The 18487-nt window shown below is 59.7% G+C and carries 14 protein-coding genes; 2 read left to right on the top strand and 12 right to left on the bottom strand.

Going from position 1 to position 18487, the window contains the following annotated elements:
* Nucleotides 1-144: 144 nt before the first annotated feature.
* From sucD to sdhC, 9 genes are all read right to left on the bottom strand, one after another.
* Nucleotides 145-1026: a succinate--CoA ligase subunit alpha gene (gene sucD, locus ACTJKT_RS07530; RefSeq protein ID WP_007931513.1), complete on the bottom strand. Its 882-nt coding sequence runs from the start codon at nucleotides 1024-1026 to the stop codon at nucleotides 145-147.
* A complete protein-coding gene (gene sucC / locus ACTJKT_RS07525; protein ID WP_009047768.1) occupies nucleotides 1026-2192 on the bottom strand; it encodes an ADP-forming succinate--CoA ligase subunit beta in 1167 nt (388 codons plus the stop codon). Before sucC ends, sucD begins: the two co-directional genes overlap by 1 nt.
* Before the next feature lie 224 nt (nucleotides 2193-2416).
* The gene (gene lpdA / locus ACTJKT_RS07520; protein WP_025805261.1) at nucleotides 2417-3853 is read right to left on the bottom strand and encodes a dihydrolipoyl dehydrogenase; all 1437 of its coding nucleotides are present in this window, start codon (nucleotides 3851-3853) and stop codon (nucleotides 2417-2419) included.
* A 112-nt stretch (nucleotides 3854-3965) separates the two neighbouring features.
* Nucleotides 3966-5180 carry a 2-oxoglutarate dehydrogenase complex dihydrolipoyllysine-residue succinyltransferase gene (odhB, locus tag ACTJKT_RS07515; RefSeq protein ID WP_440786662.1) on the bottom strand — a complete coding sequence of 405 codons (1215 nt, stop codon included), beginning with the start codon at nucleotides 5178-5180 and terminating at the stop codon, nucleotides 3966-3968.
* A gap of 42 nt (nucleotides 5181-5222) precedes the next feature.
* Nucleotides 5223-8054, bottom strand: a complete 2832-nt coding sequence (locus ACTJKT_RS07510; RefSeq protein ID WP_124323825.1) for a 2-oxoglutarate dehydrogenase E1 component — start codon at nucleotides 8052-8054, stop codon at nucleotides 5223-5225.
* 276 nt (nucleotides 8055-8330) lie between these two features.
* Entirely contained in the window at nucleotides 8331-9035 is a 705-nt protein-coding gene (locus ACTJKT_RS07505; RefSeq protein ID WP_007931501.1) for a succinate dehydrogenase iron-sulfur subunit, read from the bottom strand.
* A gap of 12 nt (nucleotides 9036-9047) precedes the next feature.
* On the bottom strand, nucleotides 9048-10820 hold the full coding sequence (sdhA, locus tag ACTJKT_RS07500; protein ID WP_440786661.1) for a succinate dehydrogenase flavoprotein subunit: 1773 nt from the start codon (nucleotides 10818-10820) through the stop codon (nucleotides 9048-9050).
* 3 nt (nucleotides 10821-10823) lie between these two features.
* Nucleotides 10824-11192: a succinate dehydrogenase, hydrophobic membrane anchor protein gene (sdhD, locus tag ACTJKT_RS07495; protein ID WP_007931497.1), complete on the bottom strand. Its 369-nt coding sequence runs from the start codon at nucleotides 11190-11192 to the stop codon at nucleotides 10824-10826.
* Nucleotides 11186-11572 (bottom strand): succinate dehydrogenase, cytochrome b556 subunit, encoded by a 387-nt coding sequence (sdhC, locus tag ACTJKT_RS07490; RefSeq protein ID WP_169915034.1) that lies wholly within the window; start codon nucleotides 11570-11572, stop codon nucleotides 11186-11188. Before sdhC ends, sdhD begins: the two co-directional genes overlap by 7 nt.
* Before the next feature lie 351 nt (nucleotides 11573-11923).
* Between sdhC and gltA the strand changes: the two genes are divergently transcribed.
* Nucleotides 11924-13213: a citrate synthase gene (gene gltA, locus ACTJKT_RS07485; RefSeq protein WP_009047765.1), complete on the top strand. Its 1290-nt coding sequence runs from the start codon at nucleotides 11924-11926 to the stop codon at nucleotides 13211-13213.
* A 308-nt stretch (nucleotides 13214-13521) separates the two neighbouring features.
* Here the strand turns inward: gltA and ACTJKT_RS07480 are convergent, their stop codons facing one another.
* From ACTJKT_RS07480 to ACTJKT_RS07470, 3 genes are all read right to left on the bottom strand, one after another.
* Nucleotides 13522-15180, bottom strand: a complete 1659-nt coding sequence (locus tag ACTJKT_RS07480) for a cation acetate symporter (RefSeq protein ID WP_007931491.1) — start codon at nucleotides 15178-15180, stop codon at nucleotides 13522-13524.
* Nucleotides 15177-15488 (bottom strand): DUF485 domain-containing protein, encoded by a 312-nt coding sequence (locus ACTJKT_RS07475; protein WP_009042787.1) that lies wholly within the window; start codon nucleotides 15486-15488, stop codon nucleotides 15177-15179. Before ACTJKT_RS07475 ends, ACTJKT_RS07480 begins: the two co-directional genes overlap by 4 nt.
* Before the next feature lie 192 nt (nucleotides 15489-15680).
* On the bottom strand, nucleotides 15681-16532 hold the full coding sequence (locus ACTJKT_RS07470) for a glycine betaine ABC transporter substrate-binding protein (RefSeq protein WP_440786660.1): 852 nt from the start codon (nucleotides 16530-16532) through the stop codon (nucleotides 15681-15683).
* 341 nt (nucleotides 16533-16873) lie between these two features.
* Between ACTJKT_RS07470 and ACTJKT_RS07465 the strand changes: the two genes are divergently transcribed.
* Nucleotides 16874-18427: a glycoside hydrolase family 17 protein gene (locus ACTJKT_RS07465; protein ID WP_440786659.1), complete on the top strand. Its 1554-nt coding sequence runs from the start codon at nucleotides 16874-16876 to the stop codon at nucleotides 18425-18427.
* Nucleotides 18428-18487 lie beyond the last annotated feature (60 nt).

Below are 18487 nucleotides of genomic sequence, written 5' to 3'. Positions count from 1 at the left end.
GATTATGGCCAGGCCCCTCCGGTTCTGTAGGAGCGAAGCTTGCTCGCGATCAGGCCATCGAACACCACAATTCCCCTTCCCCACAAAGCACAAAGGCCACCCGAAGGTGGCCTTTGTTGGTGGAGCGTCAGCTAAGCGCGAGGCTTACTTGACAGCCCAGCCAGTCAGCTCGGCCAGGGCCTTGCCGATGTCTGCCAGCGAACGCACGGTTTTCACGCCTGCGTCTTGCAGAGCAGCGAATTTCTCGTCTGCAGTGCCTTTGCCGCCAGAGATGATTGCGCCAGCATGGCCCATGCGCTTGCCCGGAGGAGCAGTCACACCAGCGATGTAGGAAACAACCGGCTTGGTCACGTTAGCCTTGATGTAGGCAGCCGCTTCTTCTTCAGCCGAACCGCCGATCTCGCCGATCATCACGATCGCTTCGGTCTTCGGGTCTTCCTGGAACAGCTTCAGGATGTCGATGAAGTTGGAGCCTGGGATCGGGTCACCACCGATGCCGACGCAAGTGGACTGACCGAAACCGGCGTCAGTGGTCTGCTTGACGGCTTCGTAAGTCAGGGTGCCGGAACGGGAAACGATACCGACCTTGCCTGGCAAGTGAATGTGACCTGGCATGATGCCGATCTTGCATTCGCCTGGAGTGATCACGCCTGGGCAGTTAGGGCCGATCAGGGTAACACCCAGCTCGTCGCACTTGACCTTGGCATCCAGCATATCCAGGGTAGGAATGCCTTCGGTGATGCAGACGATCAGCTTGATGCCGCCGAAAGCCGCTTCCAGGATGGAGTCCTTGCAGAAAGGAGCTGGAACGTAGATCACGCTGGCGGTGGCGCCAGTGGCAGCTACAGCGTCTTTCACGGTGTTGAAGACAGGCAGGCCCAGGTGCTCGGTGCCGCCTTTGCCCGGAGTTACGCCGCCAACCATCTTGGTGCCGTATTCGATGGCTTGCTGGGTGTGGAAACTACCTTGCGAACCGGTAATACCCTGGCAGATAACTTTGGTGTCTTTATTGATCAGGACGCTCATTATTTGCCCTCCGCAGCTTTGACAACTTGTTGAGCAGCGTCGGTCAGGCTGGTAGCAGCGATGATGTTCAAGCCGCTTTCTGCCAGTACTTTAGCGCCCAGTTCAGCGTTGTTGCCTTCAAGGCGAACAACAACCGGGATTTTCACGCCGACTTCTTTCACGGCGCCGATGATGCCTTCGGCAATCATGTCGCAACGAACGATGCCGCCGAAGATGTTGACCAGTACTGCAGCGACGTTGGTGTCGGACAGGATGATCTTGAAGGCTTCGGTCACGCGCTCTTTGGTAGCACCACCACCTACGTCGAGGAAGTTGGCTGGCTTGCCGCCGTGCAGGTTGACGATGTCCATGGTACCCATGGCCAGACCGGCACCGTTGACCATGCAGCCGATGTTGCCTTCCAGGGCCACGTAGTTCAGTTCGAACTTGGCAGCGTGCGCTTCGCGCGGATCGTCCTGCGACGGATCGTGGAAAGTCTTCAGCTTAGGCTGACGGTACATGGCGTTGGCGTCGATGTTGATCTTCGCGTCCAGGCAGTGCAGATCGCCATCAGCCTTGATCACCAGCGGGTTCACTTCCAGCAGAGCCAGATCGTGGTCCTGGAACAGTTTGGCCAGACCAACGAAGATCTTGGCGAACTGGGCAACTTGCTTGCCTTCCAGACCCAGCTGGAAAGCCAGCTCGCGACCCTGGAATGGCTGAGCGCCAACCAGTGGATCGATAGTGGCCTTGAGAATTTTTTCTGGAGTGTCGTGAGCGATTTTCTCGATGTCCACGCCACCTTCGGTGGAAGCCATGAACACGATGCGACGGCTCGAACGGTCGACGACAGCGCCCAGGTACAGCTCTTTAGCGATATCAGTGCACGATTCAACCAGGATCTTGGTGACTGGCTGACCATTGGCGTCAGTCTGGTAAGTCACCAGACGCTTGCCCAACCACTGTTGAGCGAATGCTTTAGCGTCTTCTTTGCTGCGAACCAGCTTTACGCCGCCCGCTTTACCGCGACCACCGGCGTGAACCTGGGCTTTGACAACCCACTCGGAGCCGCCGATCTTGTCGCAAGCTTCTGCTGCTTCTTCCGGGGTGTCTACCGCGTAGCCTTTGGATACTGGCAGGCCGTATTCAGCGAACAGCTGCTTACCCTGATACTCGTGAAGATTCATGCTTTTTACCGTCTTCGTTAGGTACTGCGCATTCGGCGCTGCGCTCTTGATGAGTGCCGCGCCACCTGTGACCGCTCCTCACCGGACTCCCCTGCCCCGCCTCCGCAGCCTGGGCTGCGGCACAACGCATGAAGATTCCCGTGAGGTCGAGTCCAGCGGACGTTCCGCGGTGAGTCTTGCTCGCAAGGCTCACGACGGGCAATCCGCCGTGGTTTCTTATTGTCTTAACGCTTTTTGCGGTTGGCGATGTGGATGGCGCCGCCATTCACTGCCAGTGCTGCTTCGTGCAGCGCTTCGGACAGGGTCGGATGGGAGAAAACCATCATGCCCAGGTCTTCGGCGCTGGTGCCGAATTCCATGCCGATCGCACCTTGCTGAACCAGTTCCGCCGCGCTCGGGCCGATCACGTGGACGCCCAGTACGCGGTCAGTCTTGGCATCAGCGATAACTTTTACGAAACCGCCGGTGTCGTTGGCTGCCATGGCACGGCCGCTGGCTGCGAACGGGAAGGTGCCGACGTTAACTTCAACGCCTTCAGCTTTCAAGGTCTGCTCGGTTTTACCGACCCACGCGATTTCCGGGTGAGTATAAATAACCGAAGGGATCAGGTCATAGTTCATCTGAGCCTTGTGGCCCTTGATGCGCTCGACGACCATGATGCCCTCTTCCGAGGCCTTGTGCGCCAGCATCATGCCGCGAACCACGTCGCCGATCGCGTAAACGCCCGGTACGGTGGTGGCGCAGTGATCGTCAACGTGCACGAAACCGCGCTCGTCGAGGGTCACGCCGCAATCGGCAGCCAGCAGATCAGTGGTCACCGGACGGCGACCAACGGCTACGATCAGCTTGTCGAAAGTGATGTTCTGTTCGCCGTTGGCATCGGTGTAGGTCACGACCACTTCTTCGCCGTTGACCTTGGAGCCGGTGACGCGAGCGCCCAGCTTGATGTCCAGGCCCTGTTTGGTCAGGGTTTTCAGCGCTTCCTTGGAGACCGCGGTGTCGGCAGCCATCAGGAAGGTGTCCAGGGCTTCCAGGACGGTCACTTCAGCGCCCAGACGGGACCATACCGAACCCAGTTCCAGACCGATCACGCCAGCGCCGATCACGCCCAGACGTTTTGGTACGGATTGGAATTCCAGGGCGCCGGTGGAGTCGACGATCACTTTCTGATCGACCGGAGCCGGTGGAATGTCGATTGGACGGGAGCCTGGCGCCAGGATGACGTTCTCGGCTTCGATCACTTCCACCGAGCCGTCTGGCTTGGTGACTTCGACTTTCTTACCGGCCAGCAGTTTGCCGTGGCCCTGGATGGAGGTCACGCCGTTGGCCTTGAACAGGGTGGCAACACCGCTGGTCAGGTTTTTCACGATGTTGGCCTTGCGGCCGACCATCGCAGGCACGTCCATGGACACGCCAGCGTGGCTGATACCGTGGATCGCGAAACCGTCTTGGGCTTCGTGGAATTTCCAGGAGCTGTCCAGCAGCGCCTTGGAAGGGATGCAGCCGACGTTCAGGCAAGTACCGCCGAGGGCCAGTTTGCCCTCCTTGTCGGTATATTTCTCGATGCAGGCAGTCGTGAGGCCGAGTTGCGCAGCTTTAATGGCAGCTACATAGCCGCCTGGGCCTGCGCCAATCACTACCACGTCGAATTTCTGAGTCATGTGTCATTCCTTCTCGAATCAAACCGGACGGCCCCTTGTGGAGGCCGTCGTGGGACGAAGCTGTTCGTTTCGGCGAAAGGCCGATCATCACTGATCGGCCCAGGCTACGAAATCAGATATCCAGCAGCAGACGAGCCGGGTCTTCCAGCAGGTTCTTGATGGTAACCAGGAAGGTCACTGCTTCTTTGCCGTCGATCAAACGGTGATCGTAGGACAGAGCCAGGTACATCATCGGACGGATAACCACCTGACCGTTGATCGCCATAGGACGCTGCAGAATGTTGTGCATGCCCAGGATCGCCGCTTGCGGCGGGTTGACGATCGGAGTCGACATCATCGAACCGAAAGTACCACCGTTGGTGATGGTGAAGGTACCGCCGGTCATCTCTTCCATCGACAGTTTGCCGTCACGGGCTTTCTTGCCGAAGGTAGCGATGCCGCCTTCGATTTCAGCCAGGCTCATCAGTTCGGCGTTACGCAGAACCGGAACCACCAGGCCGCGGTCGCTGGACACGGCAACACCGATGTCGGCGTAGCCGTGGTAAACGATGTCGGCGCCGTCGATCGAGGCGTTGACCGCAGGGAAACGCTTCAGCGCTTCGGTGGCGGCCTTGACGAAGAACGACATGAAGCCCAGGCGTACGCCGTTGTGGGACTTCTCGAACAGATCCTTGTACTTCGAACGCAGGGCCATGACTTCGGTCATGTCGACTTCGTTGAAAGTGGTCAGCATCGCCATGTTCGACTGGGCTTCGACCAGACGCTCGGCAACCTTGGCACGCAGACGGGTCATCGGAACGCGCTTCTCGACGCGGTCGCCGGCAGCGAATACCGGAGCAGCAGCGGCAGGAGCAGCAGCCTTGGCAGGCGCGGCAGCCGGAGCGGCTTTCTTGGCAGCAACGGCTGCAACCACGTCTTCCTTGGTCACGCGACCGCCTTTGCCGGTACCGGCAACGGAGGCAATGTTGATGCCGTTCTCTTCAGCCAGCTTGCGCGCGGCAGGAGCAGCGATTGGATCTTCTTCGCCTTCGGCGGCAGGAGCTGCGGCCTGAGCGGCAGCTGGTGCGGCAGCGGCTGGAGCAGCAGCGGCGCCTTCAGCGATGGAGCCCAGTACTTCGTCGGACAGAACGGTGTCGCCTTCGTTCTTGACGATAGCGCCCAGTACGCCGTCAGCGGTGGCCAGAACTTCCAGCACGACCTTGTCGGTTTCGATGTCGACGATCAGCTCGTCGCGCTTGACGGCGTCGCCCGGTTTTTTGTGCCAGGTGGCAACGGTGCCATCGGCAACCGATTCCGGGAAAGTGGGGGCTTTGATCTCGATAGCCATTATCTGTGGTTCCTTAAATTCGGTTTCAGGTGCGCGAAGGCGTTAAACAGTGAAAGCATCTTGCAGCAGTTTTTCCTGCTGCTCGGCGTGCATCGATGCATAACCACAAGCTGGGGCAGCAGAAGCGTCACGACCGGCGTACTCGAGTACGAGCGACTTGTTGTGACCGCTGATGATGCGACGCATGTGATGCTGGCTGCAGTACCAGGCACCCTGGTTCATCGGCTCTTCCTGACACCAAACGATGTGTTTGAGGTTCTTGTACGGAGCCAGGACTTCGATCAGGTCGTCCTCAGGGAATGGGTACAGCTGCTCGATACGCACGATGGCGATGTCGTCACGGCCTTCAGCACGGCGTTTTTCCAGCAGGTCGTAGTAGACCTTGCCGCTACACAGAACGATGCGACCTACATCTTTTGGATCCTGGGCATCGATTTCCGGAATAACGGTCTGGAACGAACCTTCCGCCAGATCTTCCAGGGTCGAGATGGCCAGTTTATGACGCAACAGCGATTTCGGAGTCAGGACCACCAGCGGCTTGCGCAGCGGGCGAATCACCTGACGACGCAGCAGGTGGTAGATCTGGGCCGGGGTGGTCGGCATGCAGACCTGGATGTTGTGCTCGGCGCACAGCTGCAGGTAACGCTCCAGACGAGCCGAAGAGTGCTCCGGACCCTGACCTTCATAACCGTGCGGCAGCAGCATGGTCAGACCGCAGAGGCGGCCCCACTTGTGCTCGCCACTGGTGATGAACTGGTCGATCACCACCTGGGCACCGTTGGCGAAGTCGCCGAACTGGGCTTCCCAGATCACCAGCGCGTTTGGCGTGGTGGTCGAGTAACCGTATTCGAACGCCAGTACGGCTTCTTCGGACAGGAACGAATCGTACAGATCGAAACGTGGCTGGCCGTCGTACAGGTGCTGCAGCGGAATGTAGGTGCTGGCGTCTTTCTGGTTGTGCAGGACCGCATGACGGTGCGAGAACGTACCGCGGCCGATGTCCTGGCCAGTCATGCGAATCGGGTGACCTTCGAACGCCAGGGTCGCGTATGCCATGGTTTCGGCATAACCCCAGTTGATCGGCAGGCCGCCGGCTTGCATCTTCTGACGGTCTTCGTAGATCTTCGCGACCTGACGCTGAACCACGAAGCCTTCCGGCAGCTCCAGCAGCTTGGCGGACAGTTCCTGCAGGGTCTTCAGATCGAAGGTGGTGTCGTGACGCGCAGTCCAGGCGTGGCCCAGGTATGGACGCCAGTCCACGAACAACTCTTTGTTCGGCTCTTTGACCAGGCTCTTCACTACGTGCAGGCCGTTGTCCAGCGCGTTGCGGTATTCGTCGACTTTCGCCTGAACACGCTCGGCGTCGAGCACGCTGGCCTGAACCAGACGATCGGCATACAGCTCACGGGTGGTGCGCTGCTTGGCGATCTGCTGATACATCAGAGGCTGGGTGCCGCTTGGCTCGTCCGCTTCGTTGTGGCCGCGACGACGGTAGCAGACCAGGTCGATCACCACATCGCGCTTGTACTGCATGCGGTAGTCGATGGCCAGCTGGGTCACGAACAATACAGCTTCCGGATCATCACCATTCACATGGAGGATCGGCGCCTGGATCATTTTCGCGACGTCGGTGGCGTACTCGGTGGAACGCGAGTCCAGCGGGTTGCTGATGGTGAAACCGACCTGGTTGTTGATCACGATGTGCACGGTGCCGCCGGTCTTGAAACCGCGGGTCTGCGACATCTGGAAGGTTTCCATCACCACGCCCTGACCGGCGAATGCCGCGTCACCGTGGATGGAGATTGGCAGAACCTTGTCACCGGTCTGGTCGTTGCGACGATCCTGACGGGCGCGCACCGAACCCTCGACCACTGGCGAAACGATTTCCAGGTGGGACGGGTTGAAGGCCATGGCCAGGTGAACTTCGCCGCCTGTGGTCATCACGTTGGACGAGAAGCCCTGGTGGTATTTCACGTCACCGGAGCCCAGCTCGACCTTCTTCTTGCCTTCGAACTCGTCGAACAGCTCGCGCGGGTTCTTGCCGAAGGTGTTGACCAGGACGTTGAGGCGACCACGGTGGGCCATGCCGATCACGACTTCCTTGGTGCCGTAGGAACCGGAACGCTGGATCAGCTCGTCGAGCATCGGGATCAGGCTTTCGCCGCCTTCCAGGCCGAAACGCTTGGTGCCCGGGTATTTGGTGCCCAGGTATTTTTCGAGGCCTTCAGCTGCAGTGACGCGCTCGAGCAGGTGACCCTTGATATCCGTGGAATAGGTCGGACGGCCGCGTACGCTTTCCAGACGCTGCTGGAACCACTGGCGCTGCTCGGAATCGGTGATATGCGTAAATTCAGCGCCGATGGTGCGGCAATATGTCTGCTGCAACGCTTCGTGAATTTCGCGTAGGCTCGCTTCCTCTTTGCCGATGAACAGGTCGCCGGCACGGAAGGTCGTATCAAGATCGGCATTGGTCAAGCCGTAATGATTGATTGACAGGTCTGCAGGTGCAGGACGCTGCCACAGCCCCAGCGGGTCAAGCTGGGCTGCCTGGTGGCCACGCATACGGTAGGCCTGGATCAATCGCAGCACTTCAACTTGCTTCTTCTCGTGCTCGCTGCTCACGCTACCGGCGGATACCGGCTGGGCGCGGCGCTGGTTCTTTGCCAGCAACACGAAATGATCGCGGATTGTCGAGTGCGAAACATCGATGGCAGTGCTGCCGTCGGTAGGCAACTTCTGGAAGTAAGTGCGCCACTCTTCTGGCACAGCGTTAGGGTCGTGCAGGTAGAGCTCGTAGAGCTCTTCCACATAGGCAGCGTTACTACCGGATAGGTAGGCGCTGTTCCACATGCGCTGCATCACGCTTTCTTGCATGCTTGGTCACCCTCGGTTAGGGGAACACCACCGGCGAAGACACCGAGCAAACTTGCAAAAGTCCGAGTGCAGCGACCAAAACAAGCCACTTAGGATCACGCTGATAGTCCGGGTACCAGCCCGGATGCCCCTGCTTGTCTCATTTCTTCAAAATACGAGCGGCAACTTTGTGAGCTGCTGCTCAGCTTAAAACTACGGCGCCGGTTGAAGCCTGCGCCGTAGCCTCTACGGGTACAGCGGTCCAGCCTTTACAACAGCTGGGTTACAGCAGCTGAATCACACGCCGCTCGAGAGCAGCATGTTACGTATGTGACCGATGGCCTTAGTCGGGTTCAGGCCTTTCGGACAAACGTTGACGCAGTTCATGATGCCGCGGCAGCGGAATACGCTGAACGGATCATCCAGCGAAGCCAGACGCTCGGACGTCTTGGTGTCGCGGCTGTCTGCCAGGAAGCGATAGGCTTGCAGCAGAGCAGCTGGACCCAGGAACTTGTCCGGGTTCCACCAGAAGGACGGGCAGGAAGTCGAGCAGCAAGCGCACAGGATGCACTCGTACAGACCATCGAGCTTTTCGCGCTCTTCAGGGGACTGCAGACGTTCGATGGCCGGAGCCGGCGTGTCGTTCTGCAGGAATGGCTTCACCTTCTCGTATTGCTTGTAGAAGATGCTCATATCGACGACCAGGTCACGGATAACCGGCAAACCTGGCAGCGGACGAACAACCAGCTTGTTGTTCTTCACCACGGCAGACAGCGGCGTGATGCATGCCAGGCCGTTCTTGCCGTTGATGTTCATGCCGTCGGAACCGCAAACGCCTTCACGGCAGGAGCGACGGTAGGAGAAACCTTCGTCCTGCTCTTTGATCAGCGCCAGTACGTCCAGCACCATCAGATCCTTGCCACCGGTGTCGACCTGGAAAACCTGGGTTTTCGGCGCGGAGTCGGTGTCAGGGTTGTAACGATAAACTTCGACTTGCAACATATCGATCACCCTTTAGTAAGTCCGGACTTTTGGTTCAAAAGTCGGAACAGTCTTCGGCGAGAAGTTAACGGCACGCTTGGCAACGCGCTTCTCACCCGGGAAGTACAGGGTGTGGCACAGCCAGTTTTCGTCGTCGCGGTCTTCGAAGTCTTCACGGGCGTGGGCGCCGCGGGACTCTTTGCGCACTTCGGCAGCGATGGCGGTGGCTTCGGCCACTTCCAGCAGGTTCTGCAGTTCCAGTGCTTCGATACGTGCAGTGTTGAACGCCTGCGACTTGTCGTTGATCTTGACGTTGGCGATGCGGGTACGCAGTTCGGCCAGCTGGGCGATGCCCTTCTGCATGTATTCGCCGGTACGGAATACGCCGAAGTAGTTCTGCATGCAGCTTTGCAGCTCGCGACGCAGGGTAGCCACGTCTTCGCCATCAGTACGCTCGTTCAGAGCGTTCAGGCGTGCCAGGGCAGCCTCGATGTTGGCGTCGGTCGCGTCATCGTATTCGATGCCGTCGGTCAGGGCTTTTTCCAGGTGCAGGCCGGCAGCGCGGCCGAATACCACCAGGTCGAGCAGCGAGTTGCCGCCCAGGCGGTTGGCACCGTGAACCGATACGCAAGCCACTTCACCCACTGCGAACAGGCCAGGGATGATTTCGTCGGTGCCTTCGGCGTTCTGGGTGATCGCCTGGCCATGAATGTTGGTAGCAACGCCGCCCATCATATAGTGGCAAGTCGGAACGACCGGAACCGGAGCAACAACCGGGTCAACGTGAGCGAAAGTCTTGGACAGTTCGCAGATGCCTGGCAGACGGCTGTGCAGCACTTCCTCGCCCAGGTGGTCGAGCTTGAGCATCACGTGGTCGCCATTCGGACCGCAACCGTTGCCGGCGATGATCTCTTTAACCATCGAACGGGCAACAACGTCACGACCGGCAAGGTCTTTGGCGTTCGGAGCATAACGCTCCATGAAACGCTCGCCGTGCTTGTTGATCAGGTAACCGCCTTCACCACGGCAGCCTTCGGTAACCAGTACACCGGCGCCGGCGATGCCGGTCGGGTGGAACTGCCACATTTCGATGTCTTGTACTGGCACGCCAGCACGCAGCGCCATGCCGACACCGTCACCGGTGTTGATCAGGGCGTTGGTGGTGGATGCATAGATACGACCTGCACCGCCGGTCGCCAGTACGGTGGCTTTCGCGCGGATGTAGGTGGTTTCGCCGGTTTCGATGCAGATCGCGATCACACCGACGAACGCGCCGTCCTGATTCTTCACCAGGTCAACAGCGTAGTACTCGTTCAGGAAGGTGGTGCCGGCTTTCAGGTTGCCCTGATAAAGGGTGTGCAGCAGCGCGTGACCGGTACGGTCGGAAGCCGCGCAGGTACGGGCAGCCTGGCCGCCTTTGCCGTAATCCTTGGACTGACCGCCGAAAGGACGCTGGTAGATACGACCGGTTTCGGTGCGGGAGAACGGCAGACCCATGTGGTCCAGTTCGAAAACCGCGGCCGGGCCTTCCTGACACATGTATTCGATAGCGTCCTGGTCACCGATGTAGTCGGAACCCTTGACGGTATCGTACATGTGCCAGCGCCAGTCATCGTTCGGGTCGGCCGACGCGATGGCGCAGGTGATGCCGCCCTGGGCCGACACAGTGTGCGAGCGGGTCGGGAACACCTTGGTGATCACTGCAGTCTTGTGGCCGCCCTGGGCCAGCTGCAATGCGGCACGCATGCCGGCGCCGCCGCCACCAATAATGATGGCGTCGAAAGAAATCGTTGGAATGTTAGCCATGAATCAGATACCCCAGAGAATCTGCACACCCCAGACGAAGTAGGCGAACATTGCAACGCCGCATACTGCCTGGAAAAGGAAACGTACTGCAGTCGCCGATTTGCCCAGCGCCATCGGCGTCAGGTAGTCGGTCGAAATGGTCCACATGCCGACCCAGGCGTGAGCGCCCAGAGCAACCATGGCCAGCAGGCTGAAGATACGCATCCAGTTGTTGGAGAACAGTGCGTGCCATTGCTCGTAGCCAAGGCCCGGGTTCGCAACGAGGTATCCGATCAGGAAGATGAAATAAGCCGCGAGAACGACCGCAGACACACGTTGTGCCATCCAGTCATAGAGGCCCGAACGCGACAGGTTCGTGACGTTAGTTACCATATCCAAACTCCTGCCAGAACGATTACCACCACGGATACGGCGATAACGATTTTAGAGCCCAGCTTGCCGCCTTCCAGCGTCTCACCGATGCCCATGTCCATGATCAAATGGCGCACACCGGCAACCAAGTGATACAGCAAGGCGGACAGGATGCCCCAAATCACTAGCTTGGCTAGCGGACTGGTCAGACACGCTTTCACCTCGCCGAAGCCTTCCTCGGAGCTGAGCGACTTGTCCAATGCATAAAGCATGATGGCAAGGCTCACAAAGAGGATGACACCGGAAATACGGTGAAGGATGGACGTGTAAGCAGTGACTGGGAGTTTGATGGTCCTTAGGTCTAGGTTTACAGGTCGTTGGCTATTCACGGCTTTTTTCACACTGAAGAGCCCCTAACAATCAGGGCAAAGTTGTTGGGGAGTGCACTGGTCAGGTACCCACCACCCAGGGAGTGACGACCCCCATCAAACCGGGCCCGAAAGCCCATGGCGGTCGGTGGCCGAGTATAGACAGTTAGGCTACTAATGACAACGCAATCCCCTTCCCCTAATAGCTCATTGCGTTAGGCGGATAAAAGGCGTAAATGGCGGGGAATTTCGAGGAAAAAGTCCGGTTAAAGCCTTCTGGGGCAAGACTTTAGGCAAATTGACATTCGGATTTATCTCACTATAGTGGTGCGGGCCCTGCGTGGGGGGTCTGTCTGATGATTTCAAGCATAAATAGGAGGCCACATGGCTGACAAAAAAGCGCAGTTGATCATCGAGGGCGCAGCCCCCGTCGAGCTGCCCATTTTAACCGGCACCGTTGGTCCCGATGTAATCGATGTTCGGGGCTTGACGGCCACGGGCCGCTTCACCTTTGACCCGGGTTTCATGTCGACCGCCTCCTGCGAGTCGAAAATCACCTATATCGACGGCGACAACGGCATTCTGTTGCACCGCGGCTACCCGATCGAACAGTTGGCTGAAAAGTCGGACTACCTGGAAACCTGCTACCTGCTGCTCAACGGCGAACTGCCGACCGCAGAACAGAAGGCCCAGTTCGTCAGCAACGTGAAGAACCACACCATGGTTCACGAGCAGCTGAAGACCTTCTTCAACGGCTTCCGTCGCGACGCCCACCCGATGGCCGTCATGTGCGGCGTAGTCGGCGCCCTCTCGGCCTTCTACCACGACTCCCTGGACATCAATAACCCGCAGCATCGCGAAATCTCCGCGATCCGCCTGGTTGCCAAGATGCCGACCCTGGCCGCGATGGTTTACAAGTACTCCATGGGCCAACCCATGATGTACCCGCGCAACGACCTGTCGTACGCGGAAAACTTCCTGCACATGATGTTCAACACCCCGTGCGAGATCAAACCGATCAGCCCGGTGCTGGCCAAGGCAATGGACCGGATCTTCATCCTCCACGCCGACCACGAGCAGAACGCATCGACCTCCACCGTACGCCTGGCAGGCTCCTCGGGTGCCAACCCGTTCGCCTGTATCGCTGCCGGTATCGCCGCACTCTGGGGCCCGGCTCACGGCGGCGCCAACGAAGCGGTACTGACCATGCTCGACGAAATTGGCGATGTCTCGAACATCGACAAGTTCATCGCCAAGGCCAAGGACAAGAGCGATCCGTTCAAGCTGATGGGCTTCGGTCACCGCGTCTACAAGAACCGCGACCCACGTGCCACCGTCATGAAGCAGACCTGCGACGAAGTGCTGAAAGAGCTGGGCATCAAGCACGACAAACAACTCGAACTGGCCATGCGCCTGGAAGAGATCGCCCTGACCGACCCGTACTTCATCGAACGCTCGCTGTACCCGAACGTCGACTTCTACTCGGGGATCATCCTCAAGGCCATCGGCATTCCGACCAGCATGTTCACCGTGATCTTCGCCCTGGCGCGTACCGTCGGCTGGATCTCGCACTGGAAAGAAATGCTCTCCAGCCCTTACAAGATCGGCCGTCCTCGCCAGCTGTACACCGGCTACGAGTCGCGCGACATCACCAAGCTGGAAGACCGCAAGTAAGACCTGTTGCCTTGCGCTAACGTCTTGACTGCAGCGGATACGGCCTCTTTATAGAGGCCGTATTCGTTTGCGCTCCCCTCCCCCGCCATTACCCTGTAGCAGCCTGTATTCGGCCGCACAGCGGATATGGAGCGCCAAATCCATCCCCTCTCACTGAAGAGCTTGCGAGCGCTGCGCGCTCGATCGCAGGCTGCGCCAGCGGCTACAAGGGACGACGCATTCCTGGAACCAATAAAAATGCCCCTGTCTCTCGACAGGGGCATTGGTTTGCAACTCAGCTTATATATAGAAGCCGATACACAGGGGCCTTAGTGCGATACCGCTCCGCTGGCGCCCAGGCCGGTCTGCGAGCGCACGAATTGCGGGAAGAACAGCGCCCGCTCATTGTCAGCCGCAGTGGACTTGTCGGTGATGGAGAAGAACCAGATCCCGATAAAGGCAATGATCATCGAGAACAGCGCCGGGTACTCGTAAGGGAAGATGGCTTTCTCATGCCCCATGATCTGCACCCAGATGGTCGGGCCGAGAACCATCAGGCCCACGGCACTGACCAGGCCCAGCCAGCCGCCAATCATGGCGCCGCGGGTGGTGAGCTTCTTCCAGTACATGGAAAGCAGCAGTACCGGGAAGTTGCAGCTCGCCGCGATGGAGAACGCCAGTCCGACCATGAACGCAATGTTCTGGCTCTCGAACAGGATGCCCAGGGCAATCGCCAGCACACCCAGGCACACGGTGGTGATCTTCGAGACGCGGATTTCATCCTTCTCGTTGGCCTTGCCCTTCTTGATCACGCTGGCGTACAGGTCATGGGAAACCGCCGAGGCACCGGCCAGGGTCAGGCCAGCCACCACCGCCAGGATAGTGGCGAAGGCCACCGCCGAGATGAAGCCGAGGAACACGCTGCCGCCCACGGCATTGGCCAGGTGCACCGCCGCCATGTTGTTGCCGCCGAGCAGAGCGCCCGCCGCGTCCTTGAACGCCGGGTTGGTGCTGACCAACAGGATCGCGCCAAAACCGATGATGAAGGTCAGGATGTAGAAGTAGCCGATGAAACCGGTGGCATACAGCACGCTCTTGCGCGCTTCCTTGGCGTCGCTCACGGTGAAGAAGCGCATCAGGATGTGCGGCAGGCCCGCGGTACCGAACATCAGCGCCAGGCCGAGGGAGAACGCCGAGATCGGATCCTTCACCAGGCCGCCCGGGCTCATGATCGCTTCACCTTTGGGGTGAACCTTGGTGGCTTCGGAGAACAGCATGTTGAAGTCGAAGTTGACATGCTTCATGACCATCAGCGCCATGAACGAGGCGCCGGACAGCAGCAGGACCGCCTTGATGATCTGCACCCAGGTGGTCGCCAGCATGCCGCCGAACAGCACGTACAGCACCATCAGGATACCCACCAGGATCACCGCCACATGGTAATCGAGGCCGAACAGCAGCTGGATCAGCTTGCCGGCACCGACCATTTGCGCGATCAGGTAGAACGCCACCACCACCAGCGAGCCGCAGGCCGACAGCGAGCGGATCTGGGTCTGCCCGAGGCGATAGGACGCCACGTCGGCGAAGGTGTATTTGCCCAGGTTGCGCAGGCGCTCGGCGATCAGGAACAGAATGATCGGCCAGCCCACCAGGAAGCCGATCGAATAGATCAGGCCGTCGTAGCCGGAGGTGAACACCAGGGCGGAAATCCCCAGGAAGGACGCCGCCGACATGTAGTCACCGGCAATCGCCAGACCGTTCTGGAAACCGGTGATCTTGCCGCCCGCAGCATAGTAGTCGGCCGCCGACTTGTTGCGCTTGGAGGCCCAGTAGGTGATGCACAGGGTGGCCCCGACGAACAGCACGAACATGATGATCGCGGAGACATTGAGGGGTTGTTTATGTACTTCGCCGGTCAGGGCGTCGGCCGCCCAGAGACTTGGAGCAAAGGCCGCGACGCTAAAAAAAGCCAATAGACGCCGGATCATTGCTGAGCCTCCTTGAGAATCGCATTGTTCAGGTCGTCGAATTCGCCGTTGGCGCGTCGCACGTAGATACCGGTCAGGACAAAGGCCGCGACAATCAACCCGACACCAATGGGAATGCCCCAGGTGATGGATGATTCAGGACTGAGTTTTGCCCCCAGCACATGAGGTCCGTAGGCAATCAGCAGGATGAAGCCCGAATAGAGCCCGAGCATGATCGCCGACAGTATCCAGGCGAATCGTTCGCGCTTGCTGACCAGCTCCTTGAAACGCGAGCTGTTTTGAATCGAGAGGTAAATGCTGTCGTTCATTGTTTTTATCCTCGCAGCACAGATTTTAGTTGGAACCTAGTCCACTCTATGCAGCTCTCGGGCCGGTTCCAGACGACCTTAGTATTAGAACGACAGCCCGCCTTACAGACACTTTTGCACCGGGCAAAACAAAAGGCCGCCGGGTGCGAACACCCGACGGCCTCGAGACCTGCGATCCAGACACTTCGCCGATCAGTTAGCGGTCCACTCGGCGACGCGCTCAGGGTGTTTGGCCACCCAATCCTTGGCCGCAGCTTCCGGCTTGGCGCCCTCTTGAATCGCCAACATCACCTCGCCGATTTCATCCTTGGAGGCCCACTGGAATTTCTTCAGGAAGGCCGAGACCTCCGGCGCTTTCTTCTCCAGGCCCTTGCTGCCGATGCTGTTGACGGTTTCAGCAGCACCGTAGACCGCCTTCGGATCGTCCAGGAAGCGCAGTTTCCACTTGGCGAACATCCAGTGCGGTACCCAGCCGGTGACCGCGATGGAGTCGTTCTTCTCTTCGGCACGGGTCAGCTCGGCAATCATCGCCGCGCCCGAACTGGCTTGCAGCTTGTAGTCCAGGCCGTAGTCCTTGATGGCCTGGTCGGTCTTGAGCATCACGCCCGAGCCGGCGTCGATGCCGACGATCTTGTTCTTGAAACTGGTGTCATCCTTCAGGTCGGCGATGCTCTTGGCCTTGACGTACTCCGGCACGATCAGGCCGATTTTCGCGTCCTTGAAGTTGGGGCCGTAGTCGACCACCTTGTCCTTGTTCTTGGTCCAGTACTCGCCGTGGGTCACCGGCAGCCAGGCCGACAGCATGGCGTCCAGCTTGCCGGTGGCCACGCCCTGCCACATGATCCCGGTCGCCACGGCCTGCAGCTTCACGTCATAACCGAGTTTCTGCTTGATCACCTCAGAGGCTACATAGGTGGTCGCCACACTGTCCGACCAACCGTCGACATAGCCGATGCTCAGGGTTTTGCTGTCGGCGCTGGCCAGGGTGGTGCTGATCGCAAGTACCAGACCGGCACCTGCGCCTAAGAGTCGTCGCATCTTCATCGTTACTTCCCCGAAAGTGCTGCGCCCGACGGGTGCCGAGCCGCGTCAACCTGTTGTTATGGTGCACAGCGCCCTCATCACGCCCTACCGACTTGCTCGAACATCAGCGCGATTGCCCTATGAGAGCTCTGACGCGTCGATCATCAACCTGACGCCAAAGGCGACCTGCTCTGACTGCGACCTCAAAACATTCAGCAACGACACCAATTCGCCAGTAATCAGGGCATGCCCAAAACAGTCGCCCAATCCCGCCCAAACTTTGCATGTCAAAATCATGCAGGCCACCTGGGCAGCGGCAAATCCGGGTAAGATGCCGGGCTTTGTTTCCTGACGGCCTGACCATGCCCTCGATTGCCCGCTTCCCGCTCCTGCCCTATCTATTCGCCTGCCTGCTGGGGCTCTTCGCGCTCTGCGGTTTCTGGTACGGCCTCGGCCAGCCGGTGGTGCTGCCGGATGTCGCCAGCGCCAGCCACAAGCTGCAATGCGCGTCCTACACCCCGTTCGACAAGGACCAGTCGCCCTTCGACCAGCCGTTCAAGTTGCGCCCGGAGCGCATGGACGCCGACCTGGCATTGCTGGCAACCCGCTTCGAGTGCATCCGTACCTATTCCATGACCGGCCTCGAAGCCCTGCCGGACCTGGCGCGCAAGCACGGCCTGAAGCTGATGATCGGCGCCTGGATCAACAGCAACCCGGTGGACAGCGAAAAAGAGGTCGACCTGCTGATCGCCTCGGCCAATGCCAACCCGGATGTGGTCAGCTCGGTGATCGTCGGCAACGAAGCCCTGCTGCGCAAGGAAGTCACCGGTCCGCAACTGGCCCGGCTGATCAACAAGGTCAAGGCCCACGTCAAGCAGCCAGTCACCTACGCGGACGTCTGGGAGTTCTGGCTCAAGCACCCGGAAATCGCGCCGGCGGTGGACTTCCTGACCATCCACCTGCTGCCCTACTGGGAAGACGATCCGTCCAACATCGATGCCGCGCTGAACCATGTGGCCCAGGTGCGCCAGGTGTTCGGCAACAAGTTCGCGCCCAAGGACGTGATGATCGGCGAAACCGGCTGGCCCAGCGAAGGCCGCCAGCGCGAAACCGCCCTGCCGAGCCGGGTCAACGAGGCCAAGTTCATCCGTGGTTTTGTGGTCATGGCCGAACAGAACGGCTGGCATTACAACCTGATCGAAGCCTTCGACCAGCCGTGGAAACGCGCCAGCGAAGGTGCGGTCGGCGGTTACTGGGGACTGTTCGATGCCGATCGCCAGGACAAGGGCGTGCTCGCCGGGCCGGTGTCGAACCTGCCTTACTGGCCATTGTGGCTGGGCGTGGGCGGGGTGATCTTCCTTGCCACGCTGATCCTCGGTGGCCGGGTCCGCGGTACCCGCGCAGCCCTGGTCCTGCCCTTGCTCGGCGCCCTCGCCGCCTGCTCCATCGGCGCCTGGGGCGAGCTGGCGCGGGTCACCAGCCGCTTTGCCGGGGAATGGTTCTGGGCAGGCCTGCTGCTGGCCCTGAACCTGCTGGTGCTGGCCCACGCGGCACTGAGCCTGAGCCCACAAACCGGCTGGCGCCAACGCGCTTTCAACAGCCTGGAAAAACGTGCCGGCTGGCTGCTCGCCGCCGCCGGTTTCGCCGCAGCGGTGATGATGCTGGAGCTGGTGTTCGACCCGCGCTATCGCAGCTTCCCCAGCGCCGCCCTGCTCCTGCCGGCCCTGGTCTACCTGTGCCGTCCGGTGCGGGTGCCGCGTCGCGAAATCGCCCTGCTGACCTTTATCATCGGCGCCGGCATCGCCCCTCAGCTGTATCGCGAGGGCCTGGAAAACCAGCAGGCCTGGGGCTGGGCCCTGGTCAGCGTGCTGATGGTCGCCGCCCTGTGGCGCAGCTTGCGCGCCCGCAAGGCCTGAGGCCCGTAGGAGCGAGGCTTGCCCGCGATGGCAGCACCGCGGTGTAGCAGCAATACCGCG

The organism is Pseudomonas sp. 22526 (assembly GCF_052044735.1).
Classification (GTDB): domain Bacteria; phylum Pseudomonadota; class Gammaproteobacteria; order Pseudomonadales; family Pseudomonadaceae; genus Aquipseudomonas; species Aquipseudomonas piscium.
The sequence above is the reverse complement of the archived record's forward strand: the minus strand, read 5'-3'. Positions and strand labels throughout refer to the sequence as shown.